The organism is Sphingomonas jejuensis (assembly GCF_011927695.1).
GTDB classification, from domain to species: domain Bacteria; phylum Pseudomonadota; class Alphaproteobacteria; order Sphingomonadales; family Sphingomonadaceae; genus Sphingomonas_K; species Sphingomonas_K jejuensis.
Genome location: NZ_JAATJE010000002.1, coordinates 855,270 through 869,346, shown reverse-complemented (window position 1 = coordinate 869,346; position 14,077 = coordinate 855,270). Strand labels below are relative to the sequence as shown.

Below are 14,077 nucleotides of genomic sequence, written 5' to 3'. Positions count from 1 at the left end.
ACTATCACGGTGGCAAGGCGGGATCGCGATGATCAGTCCTGCCTCCACAACCGCGCCCAAGCGATTCGACCGCAAGCGCCGCCTGCGCGCGGTGGCCGTGATCGTGGCGATCATGGCCGTCCTCGGCGGGATCGGCTTTGCCGAGCCGCTGGAGCAGGGCGCACGGATGCTCCGCAACATCGCGGCTCGGAAGGCGCCGTCGGGCGACGTGGTCGTGATCGCGATCGATGACAAGAGCCTAGCAGAGCTTGGTCGCTGGCCTTGGCCGCGGACACACCATGCCACGCTCCTCAAGATGCTTGAGAACGCAGAGGCCGGCCCGGTGTTCTTTGACATCGACATGTCGTCGCCGAGCGATCCGGCGGAAGACCGGGCGTTCGAGCGCGGCATGGCGCAGGCCAAGCTTCCCGTCACCATCGCCGGGCGGTTCGTCATTGATCCGATCCGCAACGTCCGGCTCGACGTCTTGCCCCTTCCCCAATTTCAGCGCGCCGCCAAAGTCGCCAATATCAATTTCTGGCAGAGCAGTGGCGGATCCGTTTGGAAGCTCCCTTATTCCATGGAGATGGCGGGACGCCGGTTCCAAAGCTTCTCAGCCGCGGCAGCCAACCGATCAACTCCGGCGCGCGGCGAGTTCATGATCGATTATTCGACCGATCTGACCAAGGTTCCGACTTACAGCATGTCGGACGTCCTTGGGGGTCACATCGCGCTCGACAGTCTTCGCGGCAAGACGATCCTTGTCGGGACGGCCAGCATCACCCTTGGAGATATGAGCGTGGCGCCTGGCTTCGGCTTGGTACCCGGAGTCTACATCCATGCGCTTGGCGCCGAAACGCTGCGTCGTGGCATTCCGCTCAACCTTGGCATGCTGCCGGCGCTGGCCGCGGCGGTGATCGCCGCAGCGGGCATGGCGCTGGTCCGCCGCCGCCGATCGCTGCTGCTGATCATGGTGCCATCCATCCTCGTGCTGATCGGCATCCCGTTCCTGGCAGAAGCCCACCAGATCCACCTGGAGGTGATGCCGGCGATCTTCCTGACGCTGATCGTAGGCGGCCGTTTCATCTGGCAGGACATGCGGCGCAGCTATGCGCAGGGTGCGCTGGTGAACCCGGTGTCCGGACTGCCCAATCTGGAAGCGCTGCGGATCGAACCGGTCGCGCGCGAATCGCAGATCATCGTGCTGCGCGTCCTGAACTTCGCCGACATCACGTCCTCGCTTGCCCCGGAGCAGGAGAAGCTGCTGGTCGAGGGGATCGCGGCGCGGATGGCGATGGCAGGAGCGATGGGCCCCTACCAGAGCGACGACGGCCTGTTCGCGATGCTGCACCCGGACGTCGACCTGAGCGTCCTGGCCGAGCGGCTGGACAGCATCCAGACGCTGTTCCGGAGCCCGGTCAGCGTCGGCGAAACGCAGATCGACCTGACCCTGACGCTGGGCGTGGACCGCGAGCGCGGGCGCCCCGTCGCCAACCGGCTGTCCGCCGCGCTGGCGGCGGCCGAGCAGGCGGCGTCCGAGGGCATCGACTGGAAGTGTCACGATCCGTCGCAGCTGGAAGACAGCGCCTGGCGGCTGTCGATGCTGAGCCAGTTGAACGCCGCGATCGACGCGGGCGACCTGTGGGTGGCGTACCAGCCGAAATATGACGTCGCCACACGCATGATCGTGGGCGCGGAGGCGCTGGCGCGCTGGACCCACCCGGACAAGGGACCGATCCGCCCCGACATCTTCATCGGCGCGGCCGAGCAGAGCAACCGGATCGAGAAGCTGACGCTCCATGTGCTGGAGGACGCGGTGACGACGACGATCGCGATGCGCGCGCATGTCCCCGATTTCGTGATGGCGGTTAACCTGTCGGCCAAGCTGCTGGAATCGACGCGGATCGTCGAGCAGGTGCGCGATATCCTCGCGCGGCACGGCCTGCCCGCGTCCGGCCTGATCCTGGAGCTGACCGAAACAGCGGCGCTGGGATCGGACAGTCAGAGCCTGAGCACGCTTCACGCGCTGCGCGGTCTGGGGCTGGGCGTGGCGATCGACGACTATGGCACCGGCATGTCCACGCTCGACTATCTGAAGCGGGTGCCGGCGACCGAGATCAAGATCGACCGGAGCTTCGTGCAGTCGCTGGACGGGCAGGAGAACGACCGCCTTCTGGTGTCGTCCACGATCCAGCTGGCGCATCTGCTGGGCCTGAAGGTTGTCGCCGAAGGAGTCGAGCGGCGCGAGGCACTGGATATATTGCAGCGCATGGGTTGTGACCTGGCGCAGGGATACTTGCTGAGCCACCCGGTGGCCAAGCAGATCTTGCTGGCGAAAGTCGATCCGACCCCGCTGAGAAGTGCTGCCTGACTTGTCTTAAGGTTAATCACTTGTTAACCACGCCAAGCGACGATTCGGTCGCGTGGAGGGTTGACCATGAGCATCTGGGATTATCTGTTCGGTGGTCGCTGGGGCAGCGGCGGCTCCAAGGGCTGAAGTATAAGGGCGGGACATGGCGACATGTTCGGCCAATCCTTCGACCGAAGGATGAAGGGCCTCCGGCATCGCCGGCAGGCCCTTTTTATTGCCTGCTTCGGACGCGGTGGCGGAGCCGTGTCGGGCGTCCGCATCGTGCGTTCGTCATGCCGTGCCTTGAGGCTGGCGTTTCCCGGCGACGCACCCCATCTTGGCTTTCGTGATTCGCGACGATCGCACCCATGACGCCTGAACGACGACCGATCGTCGTTCCCTCGCCGCGCGCACGCCCCGTCCCCATCAGGAACCCGCACCATGTCGCGTAAGCCCGTGCCTGCCCGGTCCGGCGACCGAAGCCGGCTGGAAGTGTTGTTCGACCGGCCGCAACTGCTCGGCCGGCTGTTTGGCGAATATGACCAGAACCTGGTCGCGATCGAGAACCGGCTGGGCGTCTACATCGCTGCGCGTGGCAACAAGATCCAGATCGAGGGCGAGGCGGAGGCCGCGGGCCGCGCGCGCGACGTGCTGACCGGGCTCTACAACCGGATCGTGCAGGGGCAGGAGATCGATTCCGGCGCGGTGGAGGCGGTGATCGCGATGTCAGCCGAGCCGACGCTGGACGGCATCATCCGCGCCGATGTGAGCGAGCCGCCCGCCATCATCATCCGCACCCGCAAGAAGACCATCGTGCCGCGGTCGGCGACGCAGATCCGCTACATGCAGGCGCTGGGATCGTCGGACGTGATCTTCGCGCTGGGGCCGGCGGGCACCGGCAAGACCTATGTCGCGGTGGCGCAGGCGGTGCAGATGCTGATCCAGGGGCAGGTCGACCGGCTGATCCTGTCGCGGCCCGCGGTGGAGGCGGGCGAGCGGCTGGGCTTCCTGCCGGGCGACATGAAGGAGAAGGTCGATCCCTATCTCCGCCCGCTCTACGACGCGCTGTACGACATGCTGCCGACCGAGCAGGTGGAGCGGCGCATCGCGAGCGGCGAGATCGAGATCGCGCCCATCGCCTTCATGCGCGGACGCACGCTGTCCGATGCGTTCGTGATCCTGGACGAGGCGCAGAACACGACGCCGGCGCAGATGAAGATGTTCCTGACGCGGTTCGGCCAGAACAGCCGCATGGTGGTGTGCGGCGACCCGCGGCAGATCGACCTTCCCGACATCGGCCGGTCCGGGCTGGCCGATGCGGTCGGGCGCCTGGAGGGGGTGGAGGGCATCGCCACCGTGCGCTTCGGCGCGGCGGACGTGGTGCGCCACCCGATCGTCGGGCGCATCGTCGAGGCCTATGAGGGCGAGGATGCGCGTCCGCATGCGTGAGACGGCCCATGCTTGACGTCGCGGTGCAGGTGGAGCCCGGCTGGCCGGAGGCGGACTGGGAGGCGATCGCCGACCGGGCCGTGCGGCAGGCGCTGTCGGTCAGCCGGCACGCGCACCTGGCCGACAATCCCGCCGCGATCGAGGTGAGCGTCCGGTTTACCTCCGATGCCGAGGTGCAGACGCTGAACGCCGGCTATCGCGGCAAGGACAAGCCGACCAACGTCCTGTCCTTTCCGATGGTGCAGCCCGACTTGCTGGACGGGCTGGATGCGACGGACGACGGCGAGGTGCTGCTGGGCGACATCGTCCTTGCCGAGGGCGTGTGCCGGGCCGAAGCGGCCGAGAAGCGGATCAGCCTGGAGGATCACGCAACCCATCTTGTTGTCCATGGGCTGCTGCACCTGCTAGGCTATGACCATCAGGGGACGGACGCGGCGGAAGCGATGGAATCGCTCGAGCGCGTGGCCATGGCGGGGCTTGGCCTTGCCGACCCCTATGACGACGATCATCACGGGGGTTGACCACCGAACGCCATGTCAGACGGTTCCAGTAGCGGCGCCCAGCCGGGACATTCTTCCGCCGAGGGCGGGTCCCAGCTGTGGCGCGGTCTTCGCCAGATGCTGTTCGGCGGAGAACAGGAAACATCGCTTCGCGAGCAGATCGAGGACGCGATCGCGGAGCATGACGACGAGGGCGGCCCGCCCGGCAACGGCGATCTGTCGCCGATCGAGCGGCAGATGGTGAGGAACCTCCTCCATTTCGGCGAGCGCACGGCGGACGATGTCGGCGTGCCGCGCAGCGACATCGTCGCGGTGCCGGAGGATGCGTCGTTCCGCACGCTGGTGGAGCTGTTCGCCGATGCCGGGCACAGCCGGCTGCCCGTGTTCCGCGGCAGCCTGGATACGGTGGTCGGCATGGTGCACGTGAAGGACGTGTTCGCCATCCTGGCCAAGGGCGGGCCGGAGCCGTCGGGCTTTGCCGAGCTGATCCGCGAGCCGGTCTATGTGCCGCAGTCGATGGGCGTGCTGGACCTGCTGGCCGAGATGCGCACTCGGCGCACGCACCTGGCGATCGTTATAGACGAATATTCGGGGACCGAGGGCCTGGTCACCATCGAGGACCTGGTCGAGGAGATCGTCGGCGATATCGAGGACGAGCATGACGATGCCCCCGCCGTGCAGCTGGTGGAGGTGGAGCCCGGCCTGTGGGACGCGGACGCCCGGGTCGAGCTGGAGCGGGCCGGCGCGCTGATCGATCCGCGGCTGGCCGAGGTCGAGGAGGACGTCGACACGCTGGGCGGGCTGGCGCTGATCCTGGCCGGGCATGTGCCGGAAACCGGCGACATGCTGGAGCATGACAGCGGCTGGCGGATCGAGGTGGTGGAAGCGGACGAGCGCCGCGCCCGGCGCCTGCGGCTGCACGCGCCGGCGGTGGCCGAGGCCGCCATCGTCGACGACTGAGCGGGGCGCGCGGCGGGTTCACCCCGGCGGCGCCACGGTCTAGACTGACACCCCCATGCTAGCGGCGAGTGCACGATGACCCGGGTCCAGAAAGTCTCCTTCCTGCTGCTCCTGATCCTGCTCGTGGTGGGCGGCGGGTTCTGGTACGTGACGCGTGGGCAGACCGCGACGCTGCCGATGGCATCGGTGGTGGGGCGCACGCCGCAGATCATCGCGCCGTCGACCGAGACGTTCCCGACCATCAACATCGCAAAGCCGGTGGGCTGGGCGGACGGGCAGATGCCGACGCCGGCGGCAGGCCTGTCGGTGAACCTGTTCGCCGACGGCCTGGATCATCCGCGCTGGATGACGCGGCTGGCCAATGGCGACGTGCTGGTGGCCGAAAGCAACAAGCCGCCCGCGACCGAGAGCCCGAGCCTGTTCCGGCGCATCCAGACCTTCTTTATGGGGCGGGCGGGCGCCGGCGGCGCGTCCGCCAACCGCATCACCCTGTTGCGGGATGCCGACGGCGACGGCCGGGCCGAGCAGCGGTCGGTGCTGCTGGAAGGGCTGAATTCGCCCTTCGGCATGGCGGTGGTCGGCGACACGCTGTTCGTCGGCAACACCGACGCGCTGATGGCCTATCCGTTCCGGGTCGGGCAGACGCGGATCGACGCACCCGGCCGACGGGTGATCGCGCTGCCGTCGGGCACGCCCAACAACCACTGGACGCGCAACGTCATCGCGTCGCCGGACGGCAGCCGGCTGTACGTGACCGTCGGATCGAACAGCAACATCGGCGAAAACGGGCTGGAGAGCGAGGAAGGTCGCGCCGTCGTGCTGGAGGTCGATCCCGCGACCGGGCGGCACCGCGTGTTCACCAGCGGGCTGCGCAACCCCAACGGGCTGGCGTGGGAGCCGCAGACCAACCGGCTGTGGACCGTCGTCAACGAGCGCGACATGCTGGGCGGCGATCTGGTCCCCGATTATCTGGCACTGGTCGAGGAAGGCGCCTTTTACGGCTGGCCGTGGAATTACTGGGGCGGGTACGAGGACAAGCGCGTGCAGCCGGCGCGGCCCGACCTGCGCGAATATACGCGGCGGCCGGATTATGCGCTGGGGCCGCACGTCGCGGCGCTGGGCCTGACCTTTGCCGAGGGCGCGCAGCTGGGCGGGCAGTTCACCAGCGGCGCCTTCATCGGCCTGCACGGATCGTGGAACCGCAAGCCGCCGTCGGGATACAAGGTGATCTACGTCCCCTTTAACGCCGGCGGCTTTCCGACCGGCGCGCCGGTGGACGTGCTGACCGGGTTCCTGGACGAGGACGGCAACGCCCGCGGACGGCCGGTGGGCGTGATCCTGGACCGCACCGGATCGCTGCTGGTCGCCGACGACACGGGCAACCGCATCTGGCGGGTGAGCGGCCGGGCGCAGTAACGGGCTCGCCGCCGCCCCGCCGCCGCTGCCGTCAGGCGGAGCGGTGGGGGTCGGTCATCGGCTCCTTGGCATCGACCAGCGACGGGGGCGCCGACATCGGCGGCGCATCCGTCTGCCGTTCGATCATGCGGTGGACCTGCGGTGGGCCGTCCCCCCGGTGAAGATCGCGGATCGCCTGCCAGTTGGCGAGGTCGGCCTGGGTGCGGCGCTGGTTGTGGCGGATGTAATCGAGCCATGTCGCGACATGGTAGCGTTCGATCCACTTGTCGGGTTCGGCCAGGTCGCGCAGCAGCGTCCAGTGGCGCGCGCCATCGCGGCGGCGGATGCGCCCGCGCTCGTTCATGGCATGGAGGAATGCCACCTGATCCTTCGGCGCGATCCGATAGTCGATGGTGACGACGACCGGGCCCGTGCGGGCGTTGATCGGAAAGGCGGTTTCCGGTTCCGACCAGCGGCCGATCGGATCGAGGTTCAGCGCGCTGATCTGCGGCAGCGGAAGGCGTAGGCCGACCAGCGCGCCGGCGACCTGAACCGCCGACGCCGCCAGCAGCGCGACGGTGACGCCGCGATCGTCCGCGAGCGCGCCGAACAGCCAGCTGCCCGCGGCCATGCCGCCGAAGGCCGCCATCTGGTAGAGCGCGAGTGCTCGTGCGACCACCCAGCGGGGTGCGGCCATCTGCACGGTGACGTTGAAGGTCGACAGCGCGAGCACCCACCCTGCCCCCGCCAGCATCAGCGCGGGCGCCGTCAGCACCAGGGTGCGACTGAGCGCGGCGCCGGCCGCCCCAAGCGCGAGCGCGAGCGCGGCGGCGCGGACCAGCCATTCGGTGGTGAGGCGTGCGCGCAATCGGCCGCTGGACAGCGCCCCCGCCACCGCGCCGATCCCGAAGCTGCCGAGCAGAAGCCCGTAGGTGAGCGGGCCGCCGGTGACGGAGGTGCGCGCAACCAGCGGCATGAGCGCGGGCACCGCGCTGGCGGCGATGCCGAACAGAAGCGCGCGCATCAGCACCACGCGGATTTCCGGCGACATCGCGACGTAACGCACGCCTGCCGCCATCGCGACGCCGATCGTCTCGCGCGGGAGGAGGCGCGGCGGACGCACCGGGCGCCAGCGTGCGAGCACCGCGATGAGCCCGATGTAACTGACCGCGTTGACGGCAAAGGCCGCCGCCGCGCCGGCCGCCGCCACGATCGCGCCGCCGATCGCCGGCCCGGCGGAGCGCGCGATGTTGAACCCCATGGAGTTGAGCGCAACCGCGCTGGGCAGCGATGCGCGCGGCACCATGTCGCCGACCGAGGCCTGCCAGGCCGGGCCGTTGAAGGCAGTGCCGCAGCCGATCAGGAAGGTGAAGGCGAGCAGCAGCAGCGGCGACAGCAGCCCGGTCCACGCGCAGGCGGTGAGCGCAACCGACACGACGAGCATGAACAGCTGCGCCGCCAGCATCACCTTGCGCCGATCAAGGCTGTCGGCGACCGCGCCGGCGAGCAGCGACAGCAGCATGATCGGCAGCGTGACGGAGGCCTGCACCAGCGCGACCAGCTGGGGCGAGCCGGCGATGGTGGTCATCATCCAGGACGCGCCCACCGACTGGATGAGCCCGCCGAAGTTGGACGCCATGCTGGCGATCCACACCGCCCGGAAGATGGGCTGGCGCAGCGGCGATGGCGGGGGCGTGTCGGCGGCGGGCTGATCGGTCATGGACGCGGTGGCAAACGACCGAGCCCGGCGGTGGTGCCCGACCGGACGATCAGCGCAGCAGCCCGGCCGAGCGGAGCGCGTCGTCGATGATCCGCCCGATCGGATCCTGCGGCGCGGCCGGCGACGCCTGTGGCGCGGGCGCGGGGGCGCGGTTCGGGCGCGGCGATGCCGTCGGGGCTCCTTCGGCAAGGCCCCAGAAGGCGGCGATGTGGCGGGTGGAGGAAATGCCGGCTTCCAGCATGAAGGGGCCGGCGGCGCCCAGCCCGTCCTCCCCGCCGGTGCCGAGCGGCGTGCCGTGGCCCAGGCCGGCGATGTCGATCACCTCGATCGCGTCGCGGCCGGCGGCATCGCGCCAGACGCGGCGGCGGTGACCATCGATGGTGCCGACATGATCGGGCGCGTCGCCCGCGCCGTGGAGCGGGCGCCATTGATCGAGCAGGATGTCGACATTGGCGTCGCTGACGGTGCGATCGGCATCGCCGTGCCAGATCGACAGCCTCGGCCAGGGGCCGCGATGATCCGACGCGTCGCGCACCAGCGTGGCGAGCGCGTCGCCGCGCGGCCCGCCCTGCCCGCGCATGCGATCGAACGCCTGCGGCACGGTGCGCGCGGTGCCGAACGGAAGCCCGGCGATGATCGCGCCGCCGGCGAACAGCTCCGGATAGGTGGCGAGCATCACCGCCGTCATCGCGCCGCCGGCCGACAGCCCGCCGATGAACACTTGCGCCGGATCGAGGCCGTAGCGGTCGACCATCAGGCCGACCATCTCCGCGATGGCCGCCGCCTCGCCCCGCCCGCGCGCGGCATTGGCCGGGTCGAACCAGTTGAAGCAGCGGTTGGGATTGTTGGCCGTCTGCTGTTCTGGAAACAGCAGCGCAAAGCCGTGGCGTTCCGCCAGCGTCGACCAGCCGGCGCCGGCATCATAGCCGGCGGCGTCCTGCTTGCAGCCATGGAGCACCACCACCAGCGGCGCCCGATCCGGCAGCGCGGCCGGCACGAACATGCGCGCCCTGAGCCGCGCCGACCCGCGCCAGCCGGGAAGGTCGGACAGCCGGTCGGGACCCGGCGCGCGGCCGACCGGGGCGGTGCGGGCCGCCTTCAGCCGTGCCAGGGTGTCGCTGAGCGTCGGCATGTTCGTCTCCCAAGGCAACACAACGATGCTGCGCTGCAGCAAAGGTGGGGCCTGCCGGCCGATCGTGCAAGCGACGATCGGCGGATCGCGGGGAAAAGCGACGCCGCAAAAGACCCTTAGCGGGTGACGACGTTGCGGCGCATGGGGGCGAGCCGCGACAGGAAGGCGTTCTGCGCGCCGAACGCCACGCCCTCCCGCGTCATCGCCGCCTGGAGGTTGGCGACGAGCGCGTTCATGTCCTTGGCCTGCACGCCCATGTTGGCGTGCGCGGTGCGCATGTCGCGCCCGGTGTAGGTGCAGCCGCCGCCGAGGAGGTAGCAGAAATGCTCCCCCAGCACGCGGCGCAGGCGGACCAGATCCTGCCCGCGGAAGATGTCGGCGATGCGCGGATCGGCCAGGTTGGTGGCGACCAGATCATCGACGATGCGGGCGATGCCGGCGCGGCCGTGAAAGGCATCGAGCATGGCGGTGCCGGCAAAGGGCCTGGCGCCGGCATTGGCATCGGACTGCGCATAGGGCGGCACCGCCTCCTCGCCCGGAGGGACGGGGGCGGCCTGCGCGGCGAGGAGGAGGAGGGCCTGGACGAGCATGGAGCCTCAAAAGCTTCCCTGGAGGGAGAGAAAGACGCCGCGCTGATCATCGGCCGTGGCGATGGAGCCGAGATCCACGACCGCGACGGTCGCGGTGACGTTGGGGGTGAGCGCATGGGCGAGATAGGCGGTCGCCCAATCATCCTCCCGCGCGAAGCCGAGATTGTCGGGCTTTGTTCGATATTCGACGCCGATCACGGTGCGGCGGGACAGCTGCCAGCCAAGCGAGCCTTCGACCTGCAGCGCGGCGCCCCCGCCCGCCCCGCCATGGCCGAGCAGCCCGGTCTGGTTGGCGGCCGTCCGGCGCACGGCCGCGCCGACCAGCAGGCTGTGGCGAAGGATGAGCTTGGTGGCGGAAACATAGACGTCCGTGCCCCGATCATCGCGCGCGCCGACGGCGGCGGCGATGGGGGCATCCAGCGCGCGCTTGTGCTGCACGCCGACTGCGACCTGCGGGAGCCACGGGCTGTCGAACACGGCATCGCCGAACAGACGGAGCTTTGCCCCGTATACGTCCTGGCTGAGGATCGTGCCGCGCCCGATACCGAGCGCGGCGCCGACATCGCGCGTGTCGAGGTTCTGGCGGGCGTAGCTGAGCTCCACCCGGTCCCAGAGGCCGAGTGCTACGCCGTGCGACTGGAAGCGATAGTCGGGCAGGAAGGCGACCGAGACATGGGCGGACGCGCCGATGCCGTCGCGCGTCTCGTTGCCGGCGATCAGCGCCCAGGTGGAGATACCCCCGCCCGACGCACCTTCGACCGTCGACACGCCGTTGGTCAGCAAGAGCTTGCCGCCCGCGCGCCCGTCGCCATGCGCAGCTGCCGGCGCGCCGGCGCCCAGCAGCGCCGCCGCCGCCACCATCATGCAAAGCCGCATCAGAACTTCACCCCGTTTCGGCGCGATGATTAGGCCCGAATGGTTAAGGCCGACTTTCCGCACCGAGGGCGGCCGGGGGTGCGACGGTGAAGCGCCTCTTCATTCCGGATCAACCAAATCGAGTTAGCCTGACGGGATGCGGACCTTCCTTCATGCCGGCCTCCTCCTCACCGCCCTGATCGCGCCCGCCGCGGCGGAGGCGGCGACACTGTCCTTCCAGGTGCGCGGGCCGGGCGGCCAGCCCTTGCCGGGCGCGGTGGTGACGGTGGAGGTCGCCGGGGGCGCGGCCGCGCCGGTGCGCGGCCCCTATGTGATGGAACAGCGCGACATCCAGTTCCAGCCGCACGTCCTGATCGTGCCCGTCGGGGCCAGCGTCAGCTTTCCGAACCGCGACCGGGTGCGGCACCATGTTTATTCCTTTTCGCGCCCGAAGCGGCTGGACCTGCCGCTTTATGGCCGGGACGAGACGCACAGCGTGACGTTCGACCAGCCGGGCGTGGTGGCGCTGGGGTGCAACATCCATGACGCGATGAGCGCGTTCGTGTTCGTCACCGCGACGCCCTTTGTCGCGCAGTCGGGAGCGGACGGGCGCGTGACGCTGGCCCAGGTGCCGGCCGGAAGCGCCACCGTGCGCGTGTGGCACCCGAGCATCCGGGCGCGCGGCAACAGCATGGCGCAGGCCTTCACCGTCACGGCCGCCGATCTTGCGAGCACCCTGACCGTCCGATGAGGTCGTGGTTGCGCCTTCAAGGCTTCGGCCGGCTGCGCACCCGGTTGCTGGTGCTGTATGCGGGGCTGTTCGCGGCCGCGCTGATCAGCCTGGCGGCCGTCGCGCAGACCATCATCCGGCAGAACGCCGAGGAGATGGTGCGCGCCGAGCTGGCCGCCAACGGCAGCGTCTATGACCGGCTGTGGGCGCTGCGCACCCGATCGCTGAAGACATCGGCGGCGATGCTGGCGCGCGACTTCGGCTTTCGCGACGCTGTGGCGAGCGCGGACGAGCCGACCATCCGGTCCGCGCTCACCAATGTGCGCAAGCGGGCGGGCGCCACCGAGGCCTTCATGGTCGACATGGACGGGGGGGCGAGCGGCACGCCGGGTGCGCTGGCCGACGCGGTTGCCGCCGTGCCGTTCGCGCTTGAAAACGGGCGCAGCGATGCCGTGGTATGCGTGGAGGGCGCGGCATATCGGCTGGTGCTGTCGCCGATCATGGCGCCCATGCAGATCGGCTGGGTGGTGTTCGCGGTGAAGCTGGACGGCGCGGAGATGGACATGCTGGAGCGGCTGTCCGCCATTCCGCTGCGCGCCACCATCGTGCAGCGCACGGCCGCCGGCTGGCGCGCGGCCGACGACCATGAGATCGGCGGGGAGGAGATCGACCGGCTGATCGAGCAGTCGACCCACAGACGGGCGATGGCCACGCTCAACCTGAGCAGCGGGCGCGCCTTTGCCACGGCCAAGCCGCTGGCGGGAGTCGGGCCGGAGCCTGTGGCCGCGATCCTGATCCGCTATCCGCTGATCGATGCGCTGGCGCCCTATCGATCGCTGCAGATCGGCATCGCGCTGGCCGGCCTGATCGGCCTGCTGCTCGTGGTGCTGGCGAGCCGGCGGCTGGCGCAGAGCATCGCCCGGCCGATCGCGGCGCTGGATGCGGCGGCACGCGCGCTGGAGGAAGGCACGCACAGCCGGGTGGAGGTGGAAGGCCGCGACGAGATCGGCCGACTGGCGGCCAGCTTCAACCGCATGGCCGACGGCATCCAGGACCGCGAGAACAGGATCAGCCACCTGGCGTTCCACGACACGCTGACCGGATTGCCCAACCGCGCCTATTTCCGCCAGGCGCTGGACCAGGCGATCGCATCCGGCGAGCGCAACCGGCACCAGGTGGCGGTGCTGTGCCTGGACCTGGACCGGTTCAAGGACGTCAACGACACGCTGGGCCATCCGGTCGGCGACGCGTTGCTGCAGCAGCTCGGCCGGCGGCTGACGGGGCTGTCGCCCGACGGCATGGTCGCGCGGCTGGGCGGCGACGAATTCGCCATCATCCTGTCGGGCCAGGTCGACGTCGACCGGCCCCGCGCGCTCGCCCAGGCGATCATGGATGCGATGCGCCAGCCGCTGGACGCCGACCAGCACCAGATCGCCGGCGACGTCAGCATCGGCATCGCGGTGGCGCCCAACGACGGCAGCGATGCCGACGCGCTGATGAAGAGCGCGGACCTGGCGCTCTACCGCGCCAAGCAGGACGGGCGCGGCGTGTTCCGCTTCTTCGAGCCCGAGCTCGACGCGGCCGCGCGGCGGCGGCGGCAGGTGGAGCTGGACCTGCGTGACGCGATCCGGCTGGGCCATTTCGAGCTGCATTACCAGCCGGTGCTCGACCTGAAGAACAACCGCGTCGGTGCCCTGGAGGCGCTTTTGCGCTGGCGCCATCCGGAGCGCGGGCTGGTGCTGCCGAGCGACTTCATCGGCATCGCGGAAGACAGCGGGCTGATCATCGCGATCGGCGAATGGGTGCTGCACGAGGCATGCCGCGAGGCGCGCCGCTGGCCCGCGCATGTGCGGGTCGCGGTGAACGTGTCGCCGCTGCAGTTCCGCAATTCCGGCTTTCCGGCGATCGTCATGCAGGCGCTGGCGGCGAGCGGGCTGCCGCCGGAGCGGCTGGAGATCGAGATCACGGAGTCGGTGTTCCTCGAGGGGGAGGAAGCGGTAGTCGCGCTGCTGCACCGGCTGCGGTCGATGGGCATCCGCATCGCGCTGGACGATTTCGGCACCGGCTATTCCTCGCTCAGCTATCTGCGCGGTTTCCCTTTCGACAAGATCAAGATCGACCGGTCGTTCGTCACCGACGTGGCGCGCGACGCGGGTTCGGCCGCGATCGTCCGCGCGATCGTCCACCTTGCGAAAGCGCTGGGCATGGACATCACCGCAGAGGGCGTGGAGGACGCCGCCCAGCTGAGCCGGCTGCGCGGCGAGGGTTGCGACAACATCCAGGGCTATCTGTTCAGCCGGCCGGTGTCGTCGAGCGAGGTCGACGCGCTGATCGGCACGCGCATGGAGGATGCCGCCTAGCGACGCGGGGTGGAGGATGCCGGCCGGCGCTGCGGGGCGCTCCGCTCGAATAATTTG

The 14,077-nt window shown here is 69.7% G+C and carries 11 protein-coding genes; 7 read left to right on the top strand and 4 right to left on the bottom strand.

Annotated elements, in window-relative coordinates; all coding sequences use genetic code 11:
- The first annotated feature begins 28 nt into the window (after positions 1-28).
- The 5 genes from GGR88_RS13795 to GGR88_RS13775 all read left to right on the top strand — a co-directional run bounded on the left by GGR88_RS13795 (position 29) and on the right by GGR88_RS13775 (position 6,654).
- Positions 29-2,350, top strand: a complete 2,322-nt coding sequence (locus GGR88_RS13795) for an EAL domain-containing protein (protein ID WP_167956028.1) — start codon at positions 29-31, stop codon at positions 2,348-2,350.
- A 420-nt stretch (positions 2,351-2,770) separates the two neighbouring features.
- Positions 2,771-3,778, top strand: coding sequence for a PhoH family protein (locus tag GGR88_RS13790; protein WP_167956026.1), 1,008 nt, complete (start codon positions 2,771-2,773; stop codon positions 3,776-3,778).
- Between the two features lie 8 nt (positions 3,779-3,786).
- Positions 3,787-4,299 carry an rRNA maturation RNase YbeY gene (ybeY, locus tag GGR88_RS13785; RefSeq protein ID WP_167956024.1) on the top strand — a complete coding sequence of 171 codons (513 nt, stop codon included), beginning with the start codon at positions 3,787-3,789 and terminating at the stop codon, positions 4,297-4,299.
- A 12-nt stretch (positions 4,300-4,311) separates the two neighbouring features.
- Positions 4,312-5,238, top strand: a complete 927-nt coding sequence (locus tag GGR88_RS13780; protein ID WP_167956014.1) for a hemolysin family protein — start codon at positions 4,312-4,314, stop codon at positions 5,236-5,238.
- Positions 5,239-5,313: 75 nt separating this feature from the next.
- Positions 5,314-6,654 (top strand): PQQ-dependent sugar dehydrogenase, encoded by a 1,341-nt coding sequence (locus GGR88_RS13775; protein WP_167956012.1) that lies wholly within the window; start codon positions 5,314-5,316, stop codon positions 6,652-6,654.
- 31 nt (positions 6,655-6,685) lie between these two features.
- Here GGR88_RS13775 and GGR88_RS13770 read toward each other — a convergent pair whose 3' ends face one another.
- From GGR88_RS13770 to GGR88_RS13755, 4 genes are all read right to left on the bottom strand, one after another.
- Positions 6,686-8,353, bottom strand: a complete 1,668-nt coding sequence (locus GGR88_RS13770) for an MFS transporter (RefSeq protein WP_167956010.1) — start codon at positions 8,351-8,353, stop codon at positions 6,686-6,688.
- Positions 8,354-8,402: 49 nt separating this feature from the next.
- On the bottom strand, positions 8,403-9,485 hold the full coding sequence (locus GGR88_RS13765) for an extracellular catalytic domain type 1 short-chain-length polyhydroxyalkanoate depolymerase (RefSeq protein ID WP_167956007.1): 1,083 nt from the start codon (positions 9,483-9,485) through the stop codon (positions 8,403-8,405).
- A 116-nt stretch (positions 9,486-9,601) separates the two neighbouring features.
- Positions 9,602-10,075 (bottom strand): group I truncated hemoglobin, encoded by a 474-nt coding sequence (locus GGR88_RS13760; protein WP_167956005.1) that lies wholly within the window; start codon positions 10,073-10,075, stop codon positions 9,602-9,604.
- A 6-nt stretch (positions 10,076-10,081) separates the two neighbouring features.
- Positions 10,082-10,951, bottom strand: a complete 870-nt coding sequence (locus tag GGR88_RS13755) for a DUF3034 family protein (RefSeq protein WP_167956003.1) — start codon at positions 10,949-10,951, stop codon at positions 10,082-10,084.
- Between the two features lie 136 nt (positions 10,952-11,087).
- On the opposite strand from GGR88_RS13755, the gene GGR88_RS13750 reads away from it, so the two are divergent.
- Both GGR88_RS13750 and GGR88_RS13745 read left to right on the top strand, forming a co-directional pair.
- Entirely contained in the window at positions 11,088-11,681 is a 594-nt protein-coding gene (locus GGR88_RS13750) for a cupredoxin domain-containing protein (protein WP_167956001.1), read from the top strand.
- A complete protein-coding gene (locus GGR88_RS13745) occupies positions 11,678-14,020 on the top strand; it encodes a putative bifunctional diguanylate cyclase/phosphodiesterase (RefSeq protein ID WP_167955999.1) in 2,343 nt (780 codons plus the stop codon). The genes GGR88_RS13750 and GGR88_RS13745 overlap by 4 nt, the downstream gene beginning before the upstream one ends.
- The last annotated feature ends 57 nt before the right edge of the window (positions 14,021-14,077 follow it).

Bases quoted from the DNA above. Each gene is read 5' to 3' on its own strand.
- GGR88_RS13755 (WP_167956003.1), bottom strand. From the start codon at position 10,951: ATGCGGCTTTGCATGATGGTGGCGGCGGCGGCGCTGCTGGGCGCCGGC.
- GGR88_RS13795 (WP_167956028.1), top strand. From the start codon at position 29: ATGATCAGTCCTGCCTCCACAACCGCGCCCAAGCGATTCGACCGCAAG.
- GGR88_RS13750 (WP_167956001.1), top strand. From the start codon at position 11,088: ATGCGGACCTTCCTTCATGCCGGCCTCCTCCTCACCGCCCTGATCGCG.
- GGR88_RS13770 (WP_167956010.1), bottom strand. From the start codon at position 8,353: ATGACCGATCAGCCCGCCGCCGACACGCCCCCGCCATCGCCGCTGCGC.
- GGR88_RS13790 (WP_167956026.1), top strand. From the start codon at position 2,771: ATGTCGCGTAAGCCCGTGCCTGCCCGGTCCGGCGACCGAAGCCGGCTG.
- GGR88_RS13745 (WP_167955999.1), top strand. From the start codon at position 11,678: ATGAGGTCGTGGTTGCGCCTTCAAGGCTTCGGCCGGCTGCGCACCCGG.
- GGR88_RS13765 (WP_167956007.1), bottom strand. From the start codon at position 9,485: ATGCCGACGCTCAGCGACACCCTGGCACGGCTGAAGGCGGCCCGCACC.
- GGR88_RS13775 (WP_167956012.1), top strand. From the start codon at position 5,314: ATGACCCGGGTCCAGAAAGTCTCCTTCCTGCTGCTCCTGATCCTGCTC.
- ybeY (WP_167956024.1), top strand. From the start codon at position 3,787: ATGCTTGACGTCGCGGTGCAGGTGGAGCCCGGCTGGCCGGAGGCGGAC.
- GGR88_RS13760 (WP_167956005.1), bottom strand. From the start codon at position 10,075: ATGCTCGTCCAGGCCCTCCTCCTCCTCGCCGCGCAGGCCGCCCCCGTC.
- GGR88_RS13780 (WP_167956014.1), top strand. From the start codon at position 4,312: ATGTCAGACGGTTCCAGTAGCGGCGCCCAGCCGGGACATTCTTCCGCC.